This window comes from Bartonella sp. AP65SXKL (assembly GCF_042195725.1).
Classification (GTDB): Bacteria; Pseudomonadota; Alphaproteobacteria; order Rhizobiales; family Rhizobiaceae; genus Bartonella.
Genome location: NZ_JBHIOW010000003.1, coordinates 25,396 through 50,994, shown reverse-complemented (window position 1 = coordinate 50,994; position 25,599 = coordinate 25,396). Strand labels below are relative to the sequence as shown.

19 protein-coding genes and 1 pseudogene are annotated in these 25,599 nt (G+C 36.9%); 13 read left to right on the top strand and 7 right to left on the bottom strand.

What is annotated here, in order from left to right:
- Positions 1-122: 122 nt before the first annotated feature.
- Positions 123-2,657: a response regulator gene (locus ACFIMP_RS02625; protein WP_375653479.1), complete on the bottom strand. Its 2,535-nt coding sequence runs from the start codon at positions 2,655-2,657 to the stop codon at positions 123-125.
- Positions 2,658-2,875: 218 nt separating this feature from the next.
- Between ACFIMP_RS02625 and ACFIMP_RS02620 the strand changes: the two genes are divergently transcribed.
- Positions 2,876-3,352, top strand: coding sequence for a hypothetical protein (locus tag ACFIMP_RS02620; protein ID WP_375611550.1), 477 nt, complete (start codon positions 2,876-2,878; stop codon positions 3,350-3,352).
- Between the two features lie 52 nt (positions 3,353-3,404).
- On the opposite strand, the gene dksA is transcribed toward ACFIMP_RS02620, so the two are convergent.
- Positions 3,405-3,821 carry an RNA polymerase-binding protein DksA gene (dksA, locus tag ACFIMP_RS02615; RefSeq protein ID WP_015856486.1) on the bottom strand — a complete coding sequence of 139 codons (417 nt, stop codon included), beginning with the start codon at positions 3,819-3,821 and terminating at the stop codon, positions 3,405-3,407.
- A gap of 315 nt (positions 3,822-4,136) precedes the next feature.
- On the bottom strand, positions 4,137-4,676 hold the full coding sequence (locus ACFIMP_RS02610) for a flavin reductase (protein ID WP_375611549.1): 540 nt from the start codon (positions 4,674-4,676) through the stop codon (positions 4,137-4,139).
- A gap of 146 nt (positions 4,677-4,822) precedes the next feature.
- On the opposite strand from ACFIMP_RS02610, the gene rpe reads away from it, so the two are divergent.
- The 10 genes from rpe (at position 4,823) to ACFIMP_RS02560 (ending at position 13,926) form a co-directional block, all read left to right on the top strand.
- The gene (gene rpe, locus ACFIMP_RS02605) at positions 4,823-5,509 is read left to right on the top strand and encodes a ribulose-phosphate 3-epimerase (RefSeq protein WP_375613084.1); all 687 of its coding nucleotides are present in this window, start codon (positions 4,823-4,825) and stop codon (positions 5,507-5,509) included.
- Positions 5,509-6,816, top strand: coding sequence for an adenylosuccinate lyase (gene purB, locus ACFIMP_RS02600; RefSeq protein WP_375613148.1), 1,308 nt, complete (start codon positions 5,509-5,511; stop codon positions 6,814-6,816). Before rpe ends, purB begins: the two co-directional genes overlap by 1 nt.
- A gap of 68 nt (positions 6,817-6,884) precedes the next feature.
- The gene (locus ACFIMP_RS02595) at positions 6,885-7,433 is read left to right on the top strand and encodes an RBBP9/YdeN family alpha/beta hydrolase (RefSeq protein ID WP_375611547.1); all 549 of its coding nucleotides are present in this window, start codon (positions 6,885-6,887) and stop codon (positions 7,431-7,433) included.
- Positions 7,434-7,606: 173 nt separating this feature from the next.
- The gene (purC, locus tag ACFIMP_RS02590; RefSeq protein WP_375613149.1) at positions 7,607-8,371 is read left to right on the top strand and encodes a phosphoribosylaminoimidazolesuccinocarboxamide synthase; all 765 of its coding nucleotides are present in this window, start codon (positions 7,607-7,609) and stop codon (positions 8,369-8,371) included.
- A 78-nt stretch (positions 8,372-8,449) separates the two neighbouring features.
- Positions 8,450-8,689: a phosphoribosylformylglycinamidine synthase subunit PurS gene (purS, locus tag ACFIMP_RS02585; protein WP_375613085.1), complete on the top strand. Its 240-nt coding sequence runs from the start codon at positions 8,450-8,452 to the stop codon at positions 8,687-8,689.
- Positions 8,690-8,700: 11 nt separating this feature from the next.
- Complete coding sequence (gene purQ / locus ACFIMP_RS02580; RefSeq protein ID WP_375613086.1) at positions 8,701-9,372, top strand: phosphoribosylformylglycinamidine synthase subunit PurQ; 672 nt, start codon at positions 8,701-8,703, stop codon at positions 9,370-9,372.
- 292 nt (positions 9,373-9,664) lie between these two features.
- On the top strand, positions 9,665-11,875 hold the full coding sequence (purL, locus tag ACFIMP_RS02575) for a phosphoribosylformylglycinamidine synthase subunit PurL (protein ID WP_375613087.1): 2,211 nt from the start codon (positions 9,665-9,667) through the stop codon (positions 11,873-11,875).
- A gap of 58 nt (positions 11,876-11,933) precedes the next feature.
- Complete coding sequence (locus ACFIMP_RS02570; protein ID WP_375611543.1) at positions 11,934-12,167, top strand: BolA/IbaG family iron-sulfur metabolism protein; 234 nt, start codon at positions 11,934-11,936, stop codon at positions 12,165-12,167.
- Positions 12,168-12,265: 98 nt separating this feature from the next.
- Positions 12,266-12,598, top strand: a complete 333-nt coding sequence (gene grxD / locus ACFIMP_RS02565) for a Grx4 family monothiol glutaredoxin (RefSeq protein ID WP_375606638.1) — start codon at positions 12,266-12,268, stop codon at positions 12,596-12,598.
- Between the two features lie 71 nt (positions 12,599-12,669).
- Positions 12,670-13,926: a multidrug effflux MFS transporter gene (locus tag ACFIMP_RS02560; protein ID WP_375611542.1), complete on the top strand. Its 1,257-nt coding sequence runs from the start codon at positions 12,670-12,672 to the stop codon at positions 13,924-13,926.
- A 466-nt stretch (positions 13,927-14,392) separates the two neighbouring features.
- Here the strand turns inward: ACFIMP_RS02560 and parC are convergent, their stop codons facing one another.
- Both parC and aspS read right to left on the bottom strand, forming a co-directional pair.
- The gene (parC, locus tag ACFIMP_RS02555; protein WP_375627792.1) at positions 14,393-16,642 is read right to left on the bottom strand and encodes a DNA topoisomerase IV subunit A; all 2,250 of its coding nucleotides are present in this window, start codon (positions 16,640-16,642) and stop codon (positions 14,393-14,395) included.
- A 778-nt stretch (positions 16,643-17,420) separates the two neighbouring features.
- A complete protein-coding gene (gene aspS, locus ACFIMP_RS02550; RefSeq protein ID WP_375611540.1) occupies positions 17,421-19,214 on the bottom strand; it encodes an aspartate--tRNA ligase in 1,794 nt (597 codons plus the stop codon).
- 132 nt (positions 19,215-19,346) lie between these two features.
- Between aspS and rnd the strand changes: the two genes are divergently transcribed.
- Together rnd and ACFIMP_RS02540 are read left to right on the top strand one after the other, a co-directional pair.
- Positions 19,347-20,501, top strand: coding sequence for a ribonuclease D (rnd, locus tag ACFIMP_RS02545; protein WP_375611539.1), 1,155 nt, complete (start codon positions 19,347-19,349; stop codon positions 20,499-20,501).
- 643 nt (positions 20,502-21,144) lie between these two features.
- Positions 21,145-21,330: pseudogene (locus ACFIMP_RS02540) on the top strand (helix-turn-helix transcriptional regulator).
- 273 nt (positions 21,331-21,603) lie between these two features.
- Here the strand turns inward: ACFIMP_RS02540 and ppx are convergent.
- Positions 21,604-23,121: an exopolyphosphatase gene (ppx, locus tag ACFIMP_RS02535; RefSeq protein ID WP_375611538.1), complete on the bottom strand. Its 1,518-nt coding sequence runs from the start codon at positions 23,119-23,121 to the stop codon at positions 21,604-21,606.
- 6 nt (positions 23,122-23,127) lie between these two features.
- Positions 23,128-25,308: an RNA degradosome polyphosphate kinase gene (locus tag ACFIMP_RS02530; RefSeq protein ID WP_375685964.1), complete on the bottom strand. Its 2,181-nt coding sequence runs from the start codon at positions 25,306-25,308 to the stop codon at positions 23,128-23,130.
- Positions 25,309-25,599 lie beyond the last annotated feature (291 nt).

Below are 25,599 nucleotides of genomic sequence, written 5' to 3'. Positions count from 1 at the left end.
TTTAAAATTTTTCTTCTTTATTCAATTCTATGACATTATCATAAGCTCTATTTATCAAAATACTCTCGTATTTCGCCTAAAAAATCTTAAAATACGCAATTTTCTATTGCATAAATTTTTGTTTATGACGAAAGTGTTTCTTTAACTGTTACAGCTAACTGTTTGAGTGTAAAAGGCTTAGATAAAAAACCAAAAACAGCATCTTGTGGAAGATTTTTAGCAAAGGCATCTTTTGCATATCCAGAAACGAAAAGAAATTTGATATCAGGATAGTTTTTACGGACTTCCTTCAATAAAGTTGGCCCATCCATTTCTGGCATCACCACATCGGAAACAATAATATCAACTTCTCCTTTTTGTTCCTCAAGAATAGAGAGTGCTTCCACCCCACTTGCTGCCTCTAAAACCGTATATCCTCTCATTTGAAGAGCTCTTACCCCCCCCATTCTGACCGCATCTTCATCTTCAACTAATAAAACAGTCGCAGATCCTGTTAAGTCTATATTTTTATCTTTCTCTTCATCTTTTTCAATCTTTTGAGAAATTTCTCCTTTTATATTGGGGATATAACGGGGAAGAAAAATATGAAATGTTGCTCCTTCACCTTCTTTACTTTCACAATAAATATACCCACCGCTCTGCTTGATAATTCCATAAACCATTGATAAACCAAGTCCTGTTCCTTTTCCAACTTCTTTTGTTGTAAAAAATGGCTCAAACATTTTTTCTTGTATAGCAGCAGATATACCAGCCCCTGTATCTGAAATAGTCAATTGCACATACTCGCCAATTGCTAATCCAAGATGATTAAATTCAGCACTTTGTTGCTTTGTAATATTATTTGTCGCAATCGTAACAATACCTCCATCTAACATGGCATCACGCGCATTAATAACCAAATTCATAATAACACGCTGAAAAGATGCTTGATCAACTTCAACGCTCCACAAATCTCTTCCATGGATAATTTTTAACTGAATATTATTCCCCAAAAGTGGTAAAATAAGATTGCGAATGTCTGATAAAAACTCTGTAAAATCAACTTCTTCAGGACGAAGTGTTTGCTTTCTAGAAAAAGCTAATAATTGTTGTACAAGAGCCGCTGCACGATTAGCATTATTTTTAATATTGATAAGATCAGCATGAGCAGGATCAGAACTACGATGGGTATTTAAAAGAAGATCACATGACATTAAAATTGCTGTTAAAACATTATTAAAATCATGAGCAATACCGCCTGCCAATTGTCCAACAGCTTGCATCTTCTGACTTTGCATCATTTTATCTTCAAGCGTTTTTTGTTCGGTTGTTTCAATCACAGAGATAATAAGCAAATCTTGCAATGCATCACCGTGATAGGGCGGTACAGACATAATATGGAGCCGTAAATGGCATTCTTCATTTTTTTCTAAAACAGTTTCTAGAGAAACAAAATAATTTTTATTTGTCGCAATTCTCTGAAAAGAACGCTCTAACTGCACACAATCACGACGAGAAATAACATCATAAAAATTGACAGCTTTGTCCATACATCCCGTGAGTGATGAAAAAGCTTTATTCATATGAACCAATTGCCCTGCATGATCCACCACGGCTATTGCAAAAGGACTCGCATCAAAATATTCTCCTAATATACTGGGTAATTTTAATTGATCATCCTCTTCTTTTTGTATTTGTTGTGGAATGATCACAACACGATAAATGGCTTCCTCTTCTAAGAGAGAAGAAACAGATATAAGACAATGGAATATTTTCTCACAAGTCGTGTGTGAATTTAAACATAACGAAAACCTATAAGGTAAAAAGTAACCTGAACTTTGATATCTGTTGGTTTGTAAACAGATATCACTCCATGAGCTCTTAGCGCCAACGCTATCAAATAACGAATCAAAATTATATTGACCAATTGAGAAATTCGCTAAATCAATTGAAAACCATTCGGCAAAAGTCGCATTGGCATAAAGAATAGTTCCTTGTCTATTAACGGATACAAAACCAATAGAAGCTTGATCCAAGTGATTGATAGCCTCTTGAAGGTTCGAGAAAAAAACTTCTCGCGTTTGTTGTAAGTGCGAAATATCAGTAATACGCCAAAATAAAAGCTTTTTTTTCTGTTTTGTGATAGGTTGAACGGAAATATTATACCAAACAGATTTTTTTGGTGTAGAATCGGTAAAAATTGGTTGTTCTACTCTCAATTCCTCTTGCGCTGCAAGATTATTACAGGCTGCAACCTTTAAGCGGTACGAGAGTGCACCAGCTCCTGGAAGATCCGCAATAACCCTATAACAAGACACTTCAGGCTTATAGGTCAGAATTTTTCGATAGTTTTGATTAGAATAATAAACAAAACCAGAAAGATCAGAGATTACAATTGCATCATCGCTCCTATTAAAGATGCTAAAATCAAAATCTTCATGCGACCACACATGATATCTTAAAATTCCCATTCCACACAAAACGAGTGTTGCAACACCGATCATTGCTAGAATCAAAAAAGATATTGATATCGCCTGTTGCAAATAGTTTTGTGGATAAAAAAAACCTAAAATACCCACAATGAAAAGAAAACCTAATACAAAAACAACACCAAAAATCACAACTCTCCGATGAAACGAAGACGCTGATCTTTCATTATTCTCAAAATCTTTATCCATCTCTCTTTGCCTTAGCTTATAGCTATTTCTTATGTCACAAAACTTCCTTTATATTCGTTGTTATGTTGTTATAAAGTATATACTATGATATTATCTAAGATAAGCTCGCTTAATATTCAAAAGTTTATTTCTTACATTATAAGTGAACCTTTTGAGGGTATGTTTATAAATTTATCTCAATAAAAAATAATATTTCCATCCAAAATGGGAGAAAATCTATGTATATCTGGTTATCAGAGCAGATAGGTGTATCTGCTGCAAACATAACGATAAGCTTTTTGCTTTTTATAATAACAATCGCAGCTATTACCGTAATTATCGTGTTTTTACGTCGCTTAAGTACAGGAAGATACAGCATTAATAGAAAAAAAAGTCTATCACGATTAGCATTATGTGAAGTAATTTCTATAGATCGAGCACGCCGCCTTGTTTTAGTCCGTTGCGATAATAAAGAACATTTGCTCCTTATTGGCGGATTAACAGATGTGGTTGTAGAATCCGATATTACTGGTACATCAAAAATACAAAAAAGAGAAACACACACACATCTAAATTCCGCCCCTCCAGAAAGAAACGATGTATCGGATAAAAGTCCCTCTCCTTTTACGAATCAAGCGGTAAAAGATTCAGCCATCACCGCCGAAATTGAGGGGCGGCAAGAACCATCTTTATTCATTCCTACCCCTCAAAAATAAAAATATACAATTTCATCACCACGAATTTCGTTTGTTTATCATCTCAATAACCTTAATCATCGCGATAAACTCTTTCACGTCGTTCGTGACGTTCTTGCGCTTCCAATGACAAAACGGCTATCGGCCGAGCCTCAAGACGCTTGATACTAATGGGTTCGCCGGTTTCTTCACAAAAACCGTATGTCCCATTATCAATGCGCTCTAAAGCAGCATCTATTTTTGAAATAAGTTTCCTCTGACGATCACGAGCACGTAATTCGATTGTACGATCAGTTTCACAAGAAGCCCGATCAGTCAAATCGGGCTGACCAACATTCTCTTCCTGCAAATTTTCCAAAGTCTCACGAGCTTCTTTTAATATATCATTCTTCCAAGAAACCAATTTAGCACGAAAATACGCCTTTTGCCGCTCATTCATAAAAGGCTCATCTTCACTAGGGCGATATTGACCATCAATCTCTTCGCTCATGCAATAAAAAACCTCCACATATGCTATGTGCGGTCTATATATTGTGCAATACCCATCAACACAAGAGTAAAATGTTTTTTCATAACAATCGACGAATATATCTAAATGCACTGTTTAGGTTTGATCGCTTTTTTATGTAGATTGAATTCTTGATCAAATCTCATCCAGAATCATTTTTTTCGCTTATTGAAAAACTTTAAAAAGAAGGAAATCTAATATCAGATATCAGAGCCATCCCTCCCCTACTCTCTACATTGTTTAAAATCTAAATGAAGCAACAATAAATCATTTCATCAATGCAAAAAAATAAAATCTTTATAAAGGCAAAGTGTGATATTCACGTTTCAAATACATCAAAGCATCTTTTTCTTTATTACAGTTGATTGCAACAACCTCACCAATCAAAACACAATGGGTTGCGTGTTCGTGCCAACAAATCAAACGACAATCAAACGACGCTAGAGCGTCTGAAAGACTAGGCGCCCCCGTTTGCAAAGCTCCCCATTGAGCAACATCAAAACGCTCATTTTGTGTAGAATTGCAACGCCTCGAAAAAACATCCGCTAATGAGCGATGTTTTCCTGCCAAGCTATTAACACAAAAATTTCCATTCTCCATAAACACCTGATTCTTTAAATTATGGCGCATGAGACAAACAAGAAGGGTTGGAGGATCATCAGATAAAGAACAACACGCCGAAACAGTCACCCCACGTCTTCCCTTAATACCATTTGTTGTCACAATATGCACAGCTCCTGCAAAAAGACTCATGGCATCTCGATATTCTTGAGAAGAAACCGCAATAGTATGTTTATGTTGAAGTTCAGGCATCAAATATGTTTTATGATTCGACATATCTTTCACTTATAAAGCTTTAAAATTTCAAGCAATCTTTCCATAAAAAGACCTATAATACATATTTTTTCTTTTCCGTCATAACACAAAAAATATTTGTGTATACACAGCGATATGATAAAAACTGCCAATCTAAGGAGATTTTAATGCCTCATTTTCATCTCATTTCGCCTTCTCTCTTGGCTTCTGATTTTTCTAAACTTGGACAAGAAATGTTAGATGTTGTTGATGCTGGTGCAGATTGGCTTCATCTTGATATTATGGATGGGCACTTTGTTCCTAACATCACCTTTGGTCCTGAAATCGTCAAAGCTCTACGCCCATTAACAAAAGCAATATTTGATGTCCACCTGATGATCGCACCAGTAGACCCTTATTTAGAAGCTTTTGCAAAAGCAGGTTCAGATATTATAACTATTCATGCTGAAGCAGGTCCACATCTTCATCGTTCATTACAAACAATCAAAAAAATGGGGAAAAAAGCAGGAATCGCACTCAATCCAAGCACCCCTGAACATGTACTTGAATATTTGCTTGATCAATTAGATCTCATTCTCATCATGACGGTCAATCCCGGTTTTGGTGGACAAAGTTTTATTCCAGAAATAAAAAATAAAATTAAGCGCGTTAAAAACATGATTGCAAACCGCCCTATTGATCTTGAAGTTGATGGTGGTATCACCGTTGATACAATTGGGATAGCTGCAAAAGCTGGTGCAAATGTATTTGTCGCAGGCTCTGCAATTTATAAAGATGGAAATAAAGAGCTTTACAAAACACGTATTAGTGCATTGCGCCAAGCCGCAATCCTCTCACAACAAGGAAAAAAATGATGATCGCACGTTATTCCCGCCCTGCAATGGTAACAATTTGGTCTCCCGAAACAAAATATCGTATTTGGTTTGAAATTGAAGCCCATGCCTGTGATGCCCTTGCTCACTTAGGGATTATTCCGAAAGAAGCCGCCAAAGTCATTTGGGAAAAAGGGGCAGCAGCTAAATTTGATGTCAATCGCATTGATGAAATTGAAGCAATTACCAAACATGATGTTATCGCATTTCTAACCCACCTAGCTGAATTCATTGGACCAGAGGCACGTTTTATCCACCAAGGCATGACATCATCTGATGTTCTCGATACAACGCTGAACATTCAATTGATGCGTGCGAGTGATATTTTGCTAGAGGATATAGATCAACTTCTTGAAGCATTAAAAAGACGTGCTTTTGAGCATAAAGAGACAATCACCATTGGGCGGAGTCATGGCATTCATGCTGAACCGACAACATTTGGAATCAAGTTTGCTCTTGCATACGCTGAATTTTCCCGTTGTCGCAAACGTCTTCTTGCTGCACGAGAAGAAATTTCTACTTGCGCGATTTCAGGAGCTGTAGGAACTTTTGCTAATATCGATCCACGCGTTGAAGAACATGTAGCAAAAGCCTTGAAGATGCGTACTGAACCGGTTTCCACCCAAGTAATACCAAGAGATCGTCATGCTATGTTTTTTGCAACACTTGGTGTTATTGCTTCCTCTATTGAAAGGCTAGCAATAGAAATACGCCACTTACAACGAACAGAAGTTCTTGAAGCAGAGGAACATTTCTCACCTGGGCAAAAAGGTTCATCGGCAATGCCTCATAAACGTAATCCAGTTTTAACAGAAAATTTAACTGGATTAGCCCGTATGGTACGTGCATTTGCACTCCCAGCCATGGAAAATGTAGCTCTTTGGCATGAACGTGATATTTCCCATTCATCTGTTGAGCGTTATATTGCCCCAGATGCGACGATTACACTTGATTTTGCTCTTTCTCGCCTCACATCTGTCATTGAAAATCTCATTGTCTATCCAGAAAATATGCAAAAAAATCTCAATAAATTCCGCGGTCTTGTTCACTCACAACGGGTTCTTTTAGCACTCACACAAGCAGGGATTAGTCGTGAAGATTCTTATCGGATTGTACAACGAAATGCGATGAAAGTTTGGGAACAAGGAAAAGATTTTTTAGAAGAACTCCTCAACGACAAAGATGTTACCAAAGCTTTAAGTGAAGAAGAACTTCGCGAAAAATTTGATCTTTCTTACCACACCAAACATATCAATACGATTTTTAAACGTGTTTTTGAAGAACAATAAAGCGACATAGAAAACCAAAATCCATTCAACCTATGATCAAAAATATGTTGTAACAAAGAAAACAATTCATGAAAGCAAATCAACTCGATATTCTTATTGTTCCTGGCTACAAAGGATCTGGTCCAGATCATTGGCAAACACGCTGGGAAAAAAAATTGTCGACAGCCAGCCGCATTGAACAACTCCATTGGTCAAAGCCTGTTTGTGAAGAGTGGGTTAACAAAGTTAAAACCGCCATCGCAAAAGCTCAAAGGCCTGTTATGCTTATTGCTCATTCATTAGGAGTTCCCAGTGTTATTCATGCAACTGTACAAAATACAGAAAAAATTTGTGGCGCTTTCTTTGTTGCACCTCCAGATGTCGCCAATGAAAAAATACGTCCCAAACATTTAATGACATTTGGCCCCTATCATCGCCAAAAGCTTCCTTTTCCTTCTATTGTCATAGCCAGTCGCAACGATGAGTTTTGTCAATTTTCAGTAGCAGAAAAAATTGCCAATGATTGGGGATCACTCTTTGTTGATGCTGGGTATTCTGGCCATATTAACGCAGAATCCGGACACGGACCTTGGCCTGAAGGGCTTATGGTCCTCTCTCACTTTCTTGCAAAAATTTGATCCAAAAGAGGTGATCTTCTTTCTCATCGCTTATGTATCTTCACCTTTGGGTAAACGTGTAATGATAAAAATTATAAAAGTATCATAGCAATATCATTGAGAAATTCTATCAATTAGGATAGTATCATTTATCAATGTTATTAAAAACCTCTCAAGATAAATAGAGAATCATGATGAATCGTCGCCACCGTATTTATGAAGGCAAGGCTAAAATTTTATATGAAGGACCTGAACCAGGGACTTACATTCAATTTTTTAAAGATGATGCAACTGCCTTTAATGCAAAAAAACATGAAATTATCGACGGAAAGGGGGTTTTAAACAACCGAATTTCGGAACATATTTTTAGCCATCTTGGACGTTTGGGTATCCCAACACATTTTATCAAACGTATAAACATGCGCGAACAGCTTATTAAAGCGGTGGAAATCATTCCGTTGGAAGTTGTTGTTCGCAATGTTGCTGCCGGCTCTCTTGCTAAGCGTTTAGGACTGGAAGAAGGAACCCCGCTTCCGCAATCCATCATTGAATTCTACTATAAAAATGATTCTCTCGATGATCCTATGGTAACGGAAGAACATATCACAGCTTTTGGGTGGGCTGTCCCACAAGAGATAGAAGATATGATGCAACTTTCAATTCGTATTAATGATTTTCTTTCTGGGCTTTTTGCCGGTGTTAACATCCAATTAATTGATTTTAAAATGGAATTTGGTCGCCTGTGGGAAGATGAAACAATGCGCATTGTTCTTGCTGATGAAATCTCTCCTGATTCTGCACGACTATGGGATATGCACACACAAGAAAAAATGGATAAAGACCGTTTTCGTCGTGATATGGGAGGGCTTATTAATGCCTATCAAGAAGTTGCCAAACGTCTTGGTATTATGAATGAAAACGAACCAACACGACCAAGTGGTCCCGTTCTCGTAAAGTAAAAACAAGGTAAAAAACATCACCTTATACAAACACCCCTCTTCAAAGGAGAGGTTCTTTTAACAAGCAGGAAGCAAAAAATGAAAGCACGCATTACGGTTACTTTAAGAGAAAGCGTTCTTGATCCACAAGGAGAAGCAATTGTCGGTGCTTTAAAAAGTTTGGCTTTCGAAGGCATTCAATCTATTCGTCAAGGAAAGGTTTTTGATATTGTTCTTGATGAACTACCTTCTGAAACTGCAAAGAAAAAACTTGAACAAATGTGTGAAGAGTTACTCGCAAATACTGTCATTGAAAATTATACAATCGAACTTCTGTAAGTGAAATGCTCATGAAAACTGCCATCATTCAACTTCCTGGATTAAATCGTGATCGAGATATGGTTGCAGCATTACATCATATAACGGGAGTTGAGCCACTAAAAATTTGGCAAACAGAAACAACAATTCCAGATGTAGATGTTATTATTATTCCTGGTGGTTTTTCCTATGGCGACTACTTAAGATGTGGTGCGATTGGAGCGCGAACTCCCGTCTTAAAAGCCATTCGTGAAAAAGCACAAGAAGGTACGACAATTATAGGTATCTGTAATGGATTTCAAATTTTGTTGGAAGCAGGATTATTACCCGGTACTTTAATGCGTAACGCTTCTTTAAAATTTGTTTGTCGTGAAATCAAGCTTGAAGTCGTCAACGCCAAGACAAAATTTTCTCGATATTATTCTAAAGGACAAATTATTCGTTGTCCTGTTGCCCATCATGACGGAAATTATTTTGTTGATAGTGAAACATTGAAACAAATGGAAGACAATGAACAAATTGTTTTTCGCTATGCAGAAAATACAAACCCGAACGGCTCAATGAAAGATATTGCTGGTATTGTTAATAAAGCTGGTAATATTCTTGGTATGATGCCCCATCCTGAAAACTTTATTGAACCCGCCCACGGAGGTACTGACGGTCGTTTACTTTTTCAAAGTGCTTTAGAGTTAGTAAATGGATAATGCTGCAAAAATACTCGCGCTCCATAATTTAAAAAAATAAGGATTTATACCATTTCTCGCTTCATAAAGCTATAAACAAGCTCTTCACAAACAACAATGGATATTATTTTCTAAACACATAATTATTTAAGACCATTTTTAGTCTTAAATCCCACCAAACAAACGGACAAAATCTTCAGCTTACTGTCTATAAATATTTTTATTATTAAACAACATTATTGTTTATAATATAAGCTGCTAGGTTAAAAAAATAAAAATACTAAATTTCGATTAATTTGACGGATAAATACTCATGAAGCCTTGCAATAACATCACTATTACATCAGAACTCATTGCACAACACGGGCTAAAAGAAGATGAATATCAACGTATCCTAACGTTAATTGGTAGAGAACCAACATTTACTGAACTAGGAATTTTTTCTGCAATGTGGAACGAACATTGTTCCTATAAATCATCTAAAAAATGGCTAAAAACTCTTCCGACAGAAGGAAAATGTGTCATCCAAGGACCTGGTGAAAATGCTGGTGTTGTCGATATTGGCGAAGGACAATGTGTTGTTTTCAAAATGGAAAGCCATAACCACCCTTCTTATATTGAACCTTATCAAGGTGCAGCGACAGGTGTTGGTGGTATTTTACGTGATGTCTTTACAATGGGAGCCCGTCCTGTTGCTGCTATGAATGCATTGCGATTTGGTGCTCCTGATCACCCACGAACACGCCATCTTGTTTCTGGTGTTGTTTCTGGAATAGGTGGTTACAGCAATTCTTTTGGTGTTCCAACGGTTGGTGGAGAAGTAAATTTTGATGAGCGTTATAATGGCAATATCCTTGTTAACGCTTTTGTCGCCGGTATTGCAAAGACAGACGCCCTTTTTTATTCTAAAGCACAAGGTATTGGACTCCCTGTTGTTTATCTGGGTGCAAAAACAGGACGTGATGGTGTCGGTGGAGCAACAATGGCTTCTGCTGAATTTGATTCTTCAATCAGTGAAAAACGCCCAACTGTTCAAGTCGGTGATCCTTTTACAGAAAAATGTCTCCTTGAAGCATGTTTAGAGCTCATGGAACTTGGAGCCGTGGTTGCTATTCAAGATATGGGGGCAGCAGGACTCACCTCTTCTGCCGTTGAAATGGGAGCAAAAGGAAATCTGGGGATACAGCTTAATCTTGATACAGTTCCTGTTCGAGAAGAAAACATGACAGCCTATGAAATGATGCTTTCTGAAAGTCAAGAGCGTATGCTCATGGTCCTTAAACCAGAACTAGAAAAGCAAGCAGAAGCAATTTTTCATAAGTGGGGACTACATTTTTCTATCATTGGAAAAACAACCGATGATTTACGTTTTCGTGTATTTCATCAAGGGGAAGAAGTTGTCAACCTTCCCATCAAAGAGCTTGGTGATGAAGCGCCTGTTTATGATCGTCCTTGGAGTGAGCCGGCAAAAAAAACACCCTTGAAAGCAGAAGATGTCAAAAAAGTTGAAAATCTTGGTGATGCGCTTCTGAGCTTATTGAATTCTGCTGATCAAAGTTCTCGGCGATGGGTTTATGAACAATATGATACCCTTATCCAAGGAAATAGCCTTGTTTGTCCAGGAGGTGATGCAGGCGTTATCCGTGTAGAAAACAACAGCAAACGTGCTCTTGCTTTTTCTTCTGATGTAACACCTCGCTATTGTGAAGCAGACCCTTATGAAGGGGGGAAACAAGCTGTCGCAGAATGCTGGCGAAACATTAGTACGACAGGTGCAACACCACTGGCTGCTACAGATAATCTCAATTTTGGTAACCCTGAAAAACCTGAAATTATGGGACAGCTGGTTTTTGCTATTAAAGGTATAGGAGAAGCTTGTAGAATCCTTGATTTTCCTATCGTTTCAGGCAATGTTTCTCTTTACAACGAAACAAATGGGGAAGCCATTCTTCCAACCCCCACAATTGCTGGGGTAGGCCTTCTTAATGATTGGTCTAAAATGGTAACAATAAGTGGTATGCAAAATGGAGATATTCTTGTTTTAGTAGGAAATTGCGGCTCCCATTTAGGACAATCAATCTATGCACGTAACATTTTAAATATTGATGCAGGCCCCCCCCCCCCTGTAGATTTACAACTTGAAAAAAAGCATGGTCAATTTGTTCGAGATGTCATACATCGTGGTTTTATTCACGCCGCCCATGACCTTTCTGACGGAGGATTAGCGATAGCACTTGCTGAAATGGTCATTAAAGCAGGTAAAGGAATCAAAGTAAAATTAAGCAATAAATCACCCCATCATGCAGAACTTTTTGGAGAAGACCAAGGACGTTATCTTTTAGCCGTCAAACCTCACTCTCTTAATAGTCTTAAAGAGCGTGCACAAATCAATACAGTTTCTTTAACAGAGCTAGGTCAAGTCGAGGGTACTTCTCTTAATATAGATGGGATATTAACACTTTCAGTAGACAAACTCACAAAAGCCTATGAAAACTGGTTTCCACAATTTATGGGTGAAGAATAAAAATTGTTTTTTCTCTTAAACAGCCTTTATAAAAAATGAACAACATAGGAGAATAATGATGGCAATGAGTGCCCATGCAATTGAAACGCTTATTCGTGAAGGCATTCCTGATGCTACTGTAAGAATTCGTGATCTTGCTGGAGATGGGGAACATTATGCTGCAGAAGTTATTTCTGAAAGTTTTCGTGGTAAAACCCGTGTTCAACAACATAAAATGGTCTATGATGCCCTTAAAGGCAATATGGGAAATGACCTTCACGCCTTAATGTTGCAAACAAATGTCCCAAAATAATCTAAAATTTCTTCTTGCATTCACACATTTAATACGATTAAAAGCAGTATGAATATAAATTACACACTGATAAAAATCTGAAATATCGAGGGATAAAAATGACCACTGTTCATGATTTTATTGACAACGAAATTAAAACAAACGACGTCATTTTATTCATGAAAGGAACACCTGACGCTCCGCAATGCGGGTTTTCAGGACAAGTTGTTCAAATTCTTGATTATTTAGGATTGAATTATAAAGGGATTAATATCTTAACTTCTAACGAATTGCGTCAAGGGATTAAAGATTACTCAAATTGGCCAACAATTCCACAGCTTTATATCAAAGGTGAATTTATCGGAGGCTGTGATATTGTTAAAGAGATGTTTCAAAACAATGAGTTACAGGAACTTTTGAAAGAAAAAAATATTCCATGTAATCAATCATAGGTATCTTTCATTTTATTCAGACTCTTAAAAAGAGCTGTTTTCAGACGAAATTTTTATTTCAAGGATGCCATATGTCATATTCAGTCGATGAACAAACGCATAGAGATGCGATTAGAAACAAAATTGGCTATAAAGAATTTGTTATTCTTATTGCTTCGCTCATGGCTATTAACGCTATAGCTGTTGATATTATGCTGCCAGCTATGCCCGATATTTTAGACGGCTTAAATGTTCTCAATGAAAATGATCAACATTATATCATTTCGAGTTATCTTATTAGCTATGGTATTGCTCAAATATTTTTCGGTCCAATAAGCGATAGGTATGGACGACGTAAACTTATTCTTCTCGGGCTTGCTTTTTATTCATTTACGGCGATTGGCTGTGCCTTTGTAACTGATTTTTCTCTCTTACTTATTTTACGTATCTTGCAAGGAATTGGAGGGGCTGCTATGCGCGTGCTCACAGTTTCCGTCGTACGTGATCTCTACAGTGGTCGAAAAATGGCAGAAGTTATGTCTATTGTTATGATGGTTTTTCTTGTTGCACCAATGGTTGGTCCCGCAACAGGACAGATCATTTTACTGCTCGGACATTGGCAATATATTTTTATTTTCATGGCAATGATTGGTTTAGGACTGATGATTTGGATTCAACTGCGCTTGCCTGAAACTCTTTATGCGCAACGCTCTCTTTCCTTTTCTTCAGTTAAACACAACTTATGGATTGTAATAACCAATCGCACAACACTTTGCTATACACTTGCAACGTCCATTATTTTAGGCTGTATCTTTACCGCCGTTAATACATCACAACAAACATATGAAGGGATCTATAATCTAGGACTTTGGTTCCCTATTGCTTTCGCAGTTGGTGCTGCATTTCAAGCTCTATCATCATTCTTTAACTCTCAACTCGTTGGACGCCTTGGAATGCGGCGTATTGCTCATACTATGCTTTTGCTCTTTTGTGCCACTTCATGCATTTGGTTTATTGGGTCCATCTTAGCAGGTGGTGTTATCCCTTTTCCTTTTTATATGACGTTATATTGTATATTAATGTTTACCTGCGGTGGTATTATGGCCAATTTCAATACACTCGCTCTTGAACCTGTAGGAGAAATAGCTGGAACAGCTTCTTCTGTATCCGGCTTTCTTCAAACATCTATCGGTGCAGGACTTAGCTTTTTTATTGCCCAACAATTTGATGAAACAACCATCCCAAACTCAGCAGGATTTTTCTTTCTGAGTCTCACTGCCATACTTCTCGTCTTATGGGCTGAACGTGGTCATCTTTTTAGACAATATCATAGTAATCCTAACGAATAAATATTACTACGAAAGATTAATAACATCTCTCTTGAACAATAAGAAAATAAACCTATCAGACAAAATAAAACATCTCCAAATAGAACATTCTTGTGTTAAACATTCACATTGTTTGTTTAAAGGTACAGCTCTCGAAATATCAAATCATTTCACGACAGCACCCATAAATGGTATAATGTAAAAAAACAAACATACTATTGTTGCAACAACTCTTGTCTGTGAAACGGTTTATTAAAAAATATTTTTATTCTTTTCTTCAATAGTTTTTATGAAGACGGGCTGGTCTCTCATCTCATGATAGGCAAACAAACAGTTTTGATTGATTTAACCTGAACAAGATCGAAATAAGAGAAAAACTTACGCTTTAGGTCTTTCGTTCAATATAAAAAATAATAAATTATCTTTATAAATTAATATCTTACATAATCATAAAACCATAGGGAATTTTCCCATTTATAAAATACATTTAATTGATAAATTTTCCTGATTTTGGAAATCCTCTTGGAACCAAACGCCCGACGCCCGCACGCATTCCCATCCATTCAATGAGATCATCAGCTTGACGGTTAAAGATTCGTTCAGCTGTATCTTGCCAACTTAAGCCTTCTGATAAATTAAAAGTCTTGGCATCAACAACACCACCTTCTTTATAACGCTGTAAACGAACACCTTTACCGCGATTCATTTCTGGTATTTGTTCAATAGAAAAAATAAGCATTTTACGGTTTTCACCGACTACAGCAACATGATCACCATTTACCGGAACACAAAGCTTTACCTTATCAGGAGCTTTCACATTCATCACTTGCTTTCCTTTTCGTGTATTGGCGATCACTTCTGCAGAAGAAACAATAAAACCATTACCGTGAGATGAAACCAAGAGAAATTTTTCCTCGGCGTGATGCACAAAAGCTGTGAGAACATCGTGCTCATCATCCATATCAACTAAGAGACGAATAGGTTCACCATGTCCCCGCCCTCCAGGTAAATTATTTGCACCAATAGCAAAAAACTTCCCCCCCGTACTGATCAGCACAATCTTGTCGGTCGTAAATGCTGGAAAGGCTAACTTTAAACTGTCTCCTTCTTTAAAAGAAAGTGCTTTATAATCGTTCAAGTGTCCCTTCAAAGCACGCATCCACCCCTTTTCAGAAATAACAATAGTAATCGGTTCTTTTTCGATCATTGCTTGTTGAATATCATCAAGATCATGTCTTGGTGCCTCTTCAAACGTAGTACGTCTTTTCCCCAAGAGTGTTTCAGGCCCAAAAGTGTTTCGAACTTTTTTGATTTCTTCTGAAATTATTTTCCACTGTTTTATAGGAGAAGCTAACAAATTCTGTAGCTTTTCTTTTTCAGCTTTCAAACTTTCAAATTCTTTACGAATTTCAAATTCCTCAAGCTTACGCAAAGAACGCAAGCGCATATTAAGAATAGCTTCAGCTTGATTTTCTGTTAATTCAAACCGATTAATCAGCTTCTTTTTCGGTTCATCCTCTTCACGAATAATCTGAATGACCTCATCGAGATTTAAATAGGCAATAAGATATCCATGAAGAATTTCCAATCGGCTATCAATTTGATCAAGCCGATAATGAGAGCGACGAATAAGCACTTCTTGACGATGTTCAAGCCATTGCTGCAAACTTTCTCGCAAAGAAAGGACATTGGGTATTTTTCCCAAAGACAAAACATTCAGATTAAGGGGAAATCTTACTTCAAAGTCAGTCAATTTAAAAAGAGACTCCATAAGGAGCTCCGGATCAACCGACCGATTTTTAGGAACCAGCACGATTCTGATATCTTCTGCTGATTCATCTTGGATATCCTCAAGCATTGGCAATCGGCGTGCAAGCAATAACTCTGCTGTTTTTTCAATAAGACGTGACTTTTGAATCTGATAGGGAATTTCAGTTACAACAATCACATAAGAACCACGGCTACCAGATTCCTGATGCCAACGTGAACGCAAGCGAAAGAATCCACGCCCAACACGATAGGATTCCTCAATACTTTTTTTAGGTTCAACTAAAATTCCCCCCGTCGGAAAATCAGGACCAAGAACAAATTGATTTAATTCCTCATCATTTACATCGGGATGCGCAATCAAATGGAGTGCTGCATCACAAAGCTCAGCAACATTATGGGGGGGAATAGATGTTGCCATACCAACAGCAATACCAGAAGAACCATTTGCTAAAAGATTAGGGAAAGCTCCTGGTAAAACAACAGGCTCTTCATCTTCCTCATTATAGGTTAAACGAAAATCAATAGCATTCTCATTAATTCCTTCAAGTAACAATGCAGCCACTTCAGTCATACGTGCTTCCGTATAACGCATGGCAGCAGCATTATCACCATCAATATTACCAAAATTGCCTTGCCCATCAACCAACGGATAACGAACAGCAAAACTTTGAGCCAAGCGCACCAAGGCATCATAAATAGACGCATCCCCATGAGGATGAAATTTTCCCATGACATCACCAACAATCCGCGCACATTTCGCATAAGACTGTCCAGGATTTAGTTTGAGAAGACGCATCGCATGAACAATCCGCCGGTGGACCGGCTTCAATCCATCACGTACATCAGGCAATGCACGGTGTGTAATCGTAGAAAGTGCATAAGCCAAATAACGTTCCTGTAAAGCAGAACGTAATTCTATTGGTTCAATATGTTCTTTATCAAAAGGTAAATTCATTTTATCAGACATAGTATTAAAACAACAATTCCCACAATAATAAGAAATTATTTTATAGGATTTATTTAATGAAATCTTCTATGAGTCGACTTTTTTATTAAAAGTCAATTACATAAAAACAAACGCTGCAATTAGAACATGAACAGAAAATTATATCAATTTGAAAAATTTATACATGTCCTTCCCCCCTTGTCTTAAGTAATTTATTGAAAGCTTTGTCAAATTCGACGATAATTTAACTGCCCACAAAGAGTTATTTCATCTTTTCTGAAATGACAAAAGCACCTTTCAAACATCATCTTTTATTATAAAGATAAATTGTATAACAACCCCATTCAGTTTTTCTACGAAAAACCAAAAAAATGTTCAAAGCTTATGAAATTTAAACTTTTCAGAGTAAGTCCATAGAATGGAAAACCACATTATTCTCATAAAAACGAAGAGACACAATTCTCTGCTACAACGTTGTAAAAACTTCAATAAAAAATAAATAATATATTGACATATAAAGATAATTAATTTTTTTCAACTAAAATGAGGCTCCCGAATATTATAGAATTCTTTTATTTCTAATTTATTCATGATCAAGCAATTATAATTATTTCCTCACCTATCACAAGGGGAAAAGCCACTATAGAAACAAGGAATAAAAATGCCTCATAAAGAATCAACACAATAGCGTTTTGCCTATCTAAATTTCACAAACAGTACACGCACACACCGTTGACTCTTGAAAGGCATCAAAACTTCACTCTACGTAGAAAAAGATGAAACCAATCCATTATCAACTTTATGAGCTATTTTTGTGAGTAGGAGCCATGCGGATTCCTAAATCACGTAATTGTGTAGGAGAAACATCAGACGGAGCGCTCATTAAAAGATCAAGCGCCTGTTGGTTCATAGGGAATAAAGCAACTTCACGCAAATTTTTAACACCTTGTAACAGCATAATAATGCGGTCAATTCCCGCAGCCATGCCACCATGTGGCGGAGCCCCATAATGGAATGCACGATAAAGACCACCGAAACGATCTTTCACAACTTCCTTAGAAAGTCCTACAAGTTCAAAAACTTTAAGCATCATTTCTGGTAAGTGATTACGAATTCCACCTGATGCAATTTCATAACCATTGCAAACAAGATCATATTGAAAAGCTTTAATAGTAAGAGGATCTTGGCAGGCAAGGGCATTTTCTCCCCCTTGAGGCATGGAAAAAGGATTATGTCCAAAATCAATCTTTTTTTCATCTTCATTCCATTCAAAAAATGGAAAATCAACAATCCACGCCATAGAGAAACTATCTCTATCAAGAAGATCTAATTCTTCCCCTACCCTTGTGCGTGCTGCTCCGGCAAAAGATGAAAACTTTTTTGGATCGCCAGCTACAAAAAAACAGGCATCCCCACTTTCAAGACCAAGCTGTATACGGATTGCTTCAGTCCTCTGTTCACCAATATTTTTGGCGATAGGCCCTGCTCCTTCAAATTTTCCTTCTTCTTCACGCCAGAAAATATAGCCGAGCCCTGGTTGCCCCTCGCCTTGTGCCCATACATTCATACGATCACAAAAAGCACGACTTCCACCCGTTTTAGCTGGAATAGCCCACACTTGTGCATTCTCATCATTCGCTAAAATTTGAGCAAAGACTTTGAAACCAGAATTATAAAAATGCTGAGAAACATCTTCCATAATGATCGGATTACGCAGATCAGGCTTATCAGAACCATATTTTCGCATTGCTTCATCATAAGAAATGCGAGGAAAGCTTTGTGTCACAGTCTTTCCATCTGCAAATTCTTCAAAAATAGAACGCATAATAGGTTCCATAGTTGCTAAAACATCTTCTTGCTCAACAAAACTCATTTCAACATCTAATTGATAAAATTCACCAGGAAGACGGTCGGCCCTTGGATCTTCATCTCTAAAACATGGAGCAATCTGAAAATAACGATCAAAACCTGACATCATCAACAACTGTTTATATTGCTGTGGCGCTTGCGGTAACGCATAAAATTTTCCCTGATGAACACGACTTGGAACCAAAAAATCACGTGCGCCTTCCGGCGATGAAGCTGTCAAAAGTGGCGTCGTAAATTCCGTAAAACCATTATTTTGCATAGCTCGTCTCATAGCCGCAATAATTTCAGTCCGACGCATGATATTTTTGTGCATAGTCTCCCGACGCAAATCAAGAAAACGATATTTTAATCGAATATCTTCTGGATAATCAGGCTCACCAAAAACCGGTAAAGGAAGCTCATCAGATTTTGAAAGAATTTCTACCTCTTGTGCAAAAATTTCAATCTCACCTGTTGGAAGCGTTGCATTAATAACCTCATCAGAACGAGCACATACCTCCCCATCCACACGAATAACCCATTCAGAACGCACTTTTTCAATAACTTTAAAAGCTGGTGAAGCAGGGTCAGCAACAATTTGTGTGATTCCAAAATGATCACGTAAATCCACAAAAAGAATCCCTCCATGATCACGAACACGATGAACCCACCCCGAAAGACGAACTTGTGTTCCTACATCACATCTACGGAGAGCCGCACAATGATGACTGCGATAACGATGCATGTTTTTTGCCTTTGATTATAATATTCACATGCGCTACAAACGCTTTTTAATAACCATTTGTCAAGATATGAGAATAAAAACTCAAAAATAAAGTCAACAAAGGACAAATTTAATTTATCGAATTATAATAAAATGATGAATCTTATTACACAAACAACAGATCTTGAAATTGCACTTAACGCTCTACGTACCTCTGATTTTGTAACAGTCGATACTGAGTTTATCCGCGAAACAACTTTTTGGCCTCAACTGTGTTTAATACAGCTCGCCTCACCAGATGTTACAGTTTTGATTGATCCCATAGCACCAGATATTGATTTACAACCATTTTTTGACCTTATGGTCGATAAAAAAGTTGTAAAAGTTTTTCATGCTGCGCGCCAAGATATTGAAACAATTTATCACCTTGGAGGTGTTATTCCTTCCCCTCTCTTTGATACGCAAATAGCAGGATCCATTTGTGGATTTGGTGATTCTATCTCCTATGATCAAATTGTACAACGCTGTACAGGGCATCATCTTGATAAATCCTCCCGCTTTACAGACTGGAGTTACCGCCCTTTGTCTGAAAAACAACTGCTCTATGCACTTTCCGATGTAACTTACTTAAGAGATGTTTACTTGTTATTGAAAAAAAGGTTAGAGAAAAATCAACGAGCTCACTGGATGGATGATGAAATAACAATCCTTTTAAATCCTAAAACCTATGATATGCCAGAAGATGAAGCATGGAAAAAAGTGAAAGGAAAAATTAAAAAGCCACGTGAACTTGCTGTATTACAAAAGATAGCAGCTTGGCGGGAACGTGAAGCACGAAAATACAATATGCCACGTCGTCATATCATAAAAGATGAATGTCTTATAGAAATAGCAACCCAACAACCAAAAGATGAATCTGCATTAAAACGGTTGCGCAGTCTTAATAAGAACTGGGATAAACTCTCAATTGCTCAATCATTAATCAAAGCTGTCCACGAAGGATTAGAGGTGGATCTTTCTACTTTACCCCCCATTCCTAAACATAATCCACTCAATGATACGACAGCCGCTGTTATCGATCTGCTCAAAGTGTTATTAAAAATTGTTGCAAATGAAAACAGCATTGCCCCTAAAATTATTGCAACATCTAATGATTTAGAAAAAATTGCCAATGGAGGAATAAAGAAAAATATTCCCGCTATGAATGGCTGGCGCTATGAAATATTTGGTAAAAAAGCCGAACAACTGCTAAAGGGCCAGATAGGGTTTTACTTTAACGATGGAAAAATAAGCACAAAACAGCTTTAATTTACATTTTCATTTTGAAAAATCCATTACGCTACTCATTATCTACATCAATTGGTATGCCCTATAGGCCAACGCAAACAGGATAAATAAAGCCTACTTCTGACAAAGTTAAAAAATTAAATAGTAAACTCTTATTAAAATGATAGCTAAATCTTTATCAGGTCAATTAAATAGAAATCCCATTAAAAATAATCTAAAAAAACAGACAGTTCCTTATTTAAAAGTTTTGAAAAAAAAAGTTCTGATAATAAAAGCGCATTCATTACAAAAATAGCAGCCTAGAAATAGGAACAAACAAAGATATAATGCCTCACGTCACCATATCGTATTAAAAACTACCAAGATTGCAATCTAACAATCAAAAACGAGCCAGCATAACAACTAAAATACCTAACAAAAGCAATATATTGATTTCTAACGATAATCTAGCGTTATTTATATTGAATTAGACCTCCGAATATCGTAAGATCCTCTCACTCCATCTCAATAAAACTCATAAAGTTTCACATAAGAAATTATATGATAAAGCGCTGTTTTTTATAAATTAAACACCTTTTAAAGGATTCGAAAATCATAGTTAATAAATAGTTGTGATTTATTTCTATTTTTTATAGTGAAAGGATTTTATAATGACTGAAATGATATTCTTTTGACAGACCGTGAAAGTGCAAAACTGTTTCATATGAGTATTTCAACATTCCAGCGTCATGTAACCAATGGATCTCTCCCAAAATCTTTAAAACTTGTTTTTTATCGCGTTGGTTACAATCGTAATCTTATCAAGATAATCGAGCAAGCTAAACAAAAACGTTATAACGACACAGCATAAAAAGAAAACCTTTTCACGTAAAAATGGACAAAACTTTTCATTTTCACATGAAGCTTATGAAGTGAAAAATCCATCCTGTGATGCAAGTAACAGAATAAAAAATTATGTTTTCTTTTATGAATGCTCAGGTATTACAAATGCTTTGCGTGGTGTCTAGCATGGGCGTTATGGAACAAGTCCTATTGTCCAGCTCATGATGATAGGCTACCTAGTTTATCCCTCGTCAATGGCCCTATTATTAAGACATAAAACACGAATAAATTAGGAAAAAAATCAAAAAATTTCAAAAGCGAGAGGTTGTTTTATTATTTTTGATAACTTCTGTAATCGTCCAAGAGGACGTTCTCCTAATAACCCAGCGTAATTCTTTGGGATCTGCAGGATAATATGATCTGCTTTTTTATGCCACAATAAATGAGGTAAAATTCCTGCAACAGAAGCACTAAAAAGATGAGCAATACGCATAGTTTCGCCAAGAATACGTGCTTTTTCAATTATATTTTGAGTTGCTAATTGAAAAATGGGAAGAGATTCTTTATCAACCAATAAACTCGTATTGCGAAAAAAAACAGCAAGTGCCGCATAAAGGCGCCCTTCATGAGAAATTCCTGGATAAGATCCTAAAGCTATTTGATTTGCTGCTTCATTGCCTCGATAATCTGGATGTATACGCCAACCAATATCCGCAAGAAGACAAGCGGCTTGACGATAACGGCATTCATTTTCGGTTTCTGAAATTCCAAAAACTTCAAAAGCATTCGTCGTAAAATCAATGAGTTCTTCTGCTTGTTTTGGTGAACGTGCCCGTAAAATAGCCATTTCTGTGCATGCTGCAATGAGAGGATCTGAAAGTCGAATCGCCTGCGGCAATCGTGAATAAAGAAAACCTTCACGAACGCCAGCACCAGAAAAGATTATCTTTTCAAACTCCATACACTGAATGAGTTCAATAAGAACTATTGCCCCATAAGATAAAAGTTTTCGACGGTTCTGAGAAACCGCTGCAATCCCTCTCATATTATCAATATTGCCACGTGCTACAAGACGTAAAAAGTTCTCCATTTCAACAGCATCAACTTCATAGCCATGCATAACAGGGAGCCGATAGTGTTTCATTGCCATATGGAGTTTTGCCAAATTACGCCATGTCCCCCCTACTGCATAAAAATAACGTGCTATACCTTTACGAGCACGAACAACAGACGATTTATAAAATTGCTCATGTACAATTTTTGTAGCTACAGCACTATCATTATTTGACATATACTGTAGCCTTAAACCACCCAATGGGAGCGTTATCCCTTCACCAACATCAGAATGATCAATATCAATCAGCTCAAGACTTCCACCACCAAGATCCCCAGAAATACCTTTTGGTTGATAAAAAGTAGACACAACTCCATATGCTGAATACATAGCTTCTTCACTTCCTGAAAGAAGATATATTTTATTTTGCAAAATATCTTCAGCATGCTGAATAAATGCTACGCCATTCTGTGCATCTCGTGCTGCTGCTGTTGCTAAAGTATAGACCTCATCTGCCCCAATCTGTCGACAAAGCGTACGAAACCGTTTCAGTGTTTGCAACGCCATTTTCATCGATTTTTCTTCTAAAAATCCTGTTTTCGCCACACCATGACCGAGACCACAAAGAATCTTTTCATTAAATAAAACTGTTGGTGATCGAACAAGCCCCTCATAAATAACCAACCGAACAGAATTTGAGCCAATGTCAATAACAGCAACAGGCTTACGCCCTTTTAACCGACCTTGAGCATCTCTATATGTCATTGGATTTTAGTCTTTATGTATTTCGGCTTGTTGCCGATGCAACGCAACCAAGCGCGAAACAGAAGACTCAAAAGACTCATTTTCCCCCGCAAAACTTGTATTGGCCATAAAATACTCCTGCGCATTAAATAGACTTTCACCTATCTGCGGTGTAATACGTTTTGATGTTCCATCCTTAAGTATATCAAAGCTTTGTTGATTATCAATGATATTAGCTAACATAATCTGTAAAAGAATTTTTTGACGCACTATTTTATTAAAAACCGGAACCAATATTTCAATACGATAGTCCAAATTACGAGGCATCATATCAGCAGAGCCTAAGTAAACGAGTGCATTTTCATTAGGCAAATCTTGACCATTCCCAAAACAAAAAATGCGACTATGTTCAAGAAAACGCCCGACAATTGATTTTACACGAATATTATCCGAAATTCCTAGAATACCAGGACGTAAACAACATATCCCCCGCACAACCAAATCAATTTGCACCCCTGCTTGACTGGCACGATATAAAGCATCAATAATTTCAGGATCAACCAATGCATTAACTTTCATCCAAATAGCAGCAAACCTTCCCTGTTGTGCATGAACAATTTCTCCCTCAATATGCTCTAAGATACGACCACGCAGTGTTAAGGGTGAAAAAGCAATCTTCATTGTTTCATTTGGACGCTCATATTGCGCAATATAATTGAATAATAACGCAACATCATGAGCGATATCATCATCCGTGGAAAAAAAAGAAAGATCGGTATAAGTTTTAGCATTAATGGGATGATAATTTCCTGTTCCAAGATGAACATAAGAGCGAAGACGTTTTCCCTCACGTCTCACAACTAATGACATCTTAGCATGCGTTTTTAATGCAATAAAACCAAAAATAACTTGAACCCCAGCACATTCAAGATCCCGGGCCCAACGAATATTTGCTTCCTCATCAAAACGTGCTTTAAGTTCTACCAAAGCAGTCACAGACTTTCCCTGTTCAGCTGCTTCAATCAAAGCGCCAACAATTGGACTATCATTTGATGTACGATAAAGTGTTTGTTTTATTTCTACAACATCAGGATCGCAAGCAGCTTGACGTAAAAATTGGACAACAACATCAAATGTCTCATAGGGGTGATGAATCACAATATCATTTTCACGAATAGCCGCAAAACAATCCCCATGATGTTCACGAATACATTCTGGAACACGAGAAATATAAGGAATAAATTTAAGATCATCGCGGGGAATAGAAACAATTTCTGATACCGTATTAAGCGCTAAAAATCCGTCAAGGACATTAATACAATTATCAGGAACAGCGAGACTATTCGCTATAAATTGGCGTAAACTCTCTGGCATTTTTGCGTCAAACTCAACTCGAATAACCTGCCCACGGCGCCGCCTTTTGAGAGCAGTTTCAAAAAAATGAACAAGATCCTCAGCTTCTTCTTCTACTTCAATATCGCTATCTCGGATTATTCTAAATGTACCAATTCCTTTAACCTCATAGTTAGGAAATACATGTTTAATAAAAAGGCAAATAACATCTTCAGATGCGATAAAACGAAAATGATTACCTTCTTGAGGAAGAAGAACGAAACGCCTTAAAAGCATTGAAATAGACAACAACACTGTGTGTGAATTCTGATCAGTTTCTCCAGACAATTGAAGCCCAATAGAAAGCCCTAAATTAGGAATAAATGGAAAAGGATGAGTAGAATCAACAGGTAAAGGTTTTAAAACAGGAAAAATCGTCTCAAGAAAATATTTTTCAAGCCATGATTTTTCAATTTCTGAAAGATCATCAGAACAAATAATTTCAATATCATTCTTTTTTAATTCATCACGTAAAACATTCAATTCTCGTAATTGGTGAGCCTGCAGCTTTGAAATCTCAGCTAATACAATATCAAGTTGTTCCTGTGGAGTGTGCCCATCTGCACTGCACGCTGTAACGCGAGCACGAATTTGAGCTGCTAGTCCTGCAACACGAACCATAAAAAACTCATCAAGATTTGCAGCTGAAATAGAAAGAAATTGTAGACGTTCTAATAAAGGATGTTTCGAATTAGCCGCTTCCATCAAAACACGATTATTAAATTGTAGCCATGAAAACTCTCGATTAATAAATCGTACCGGATTTTTCATTGTTATATTCGATATAGAAATTTTATCTACCACCCTCTGTTCCATATATCCTAAATAATTTTCTTTTATATTTTCTAAAATCCTTGACGAAATATCTCACATAACATTTGATAATATGTTATCATCATAATAATATATCAATGCCTAACTTCCCTCATCATTTTTCCATTTAATATTTAAAAGTACTTGGAATTATTGCTATGCGCAAAGCACTAAAAGTAAGACAACTATTCTAATATAGCATAAAAGAAGAGAAATTTGTCTTAAAAAGCATCTTGCATTATTATACGCTTTATTACAAACTCACGCCTATAAAATAGAAGAGCCCAATCATAG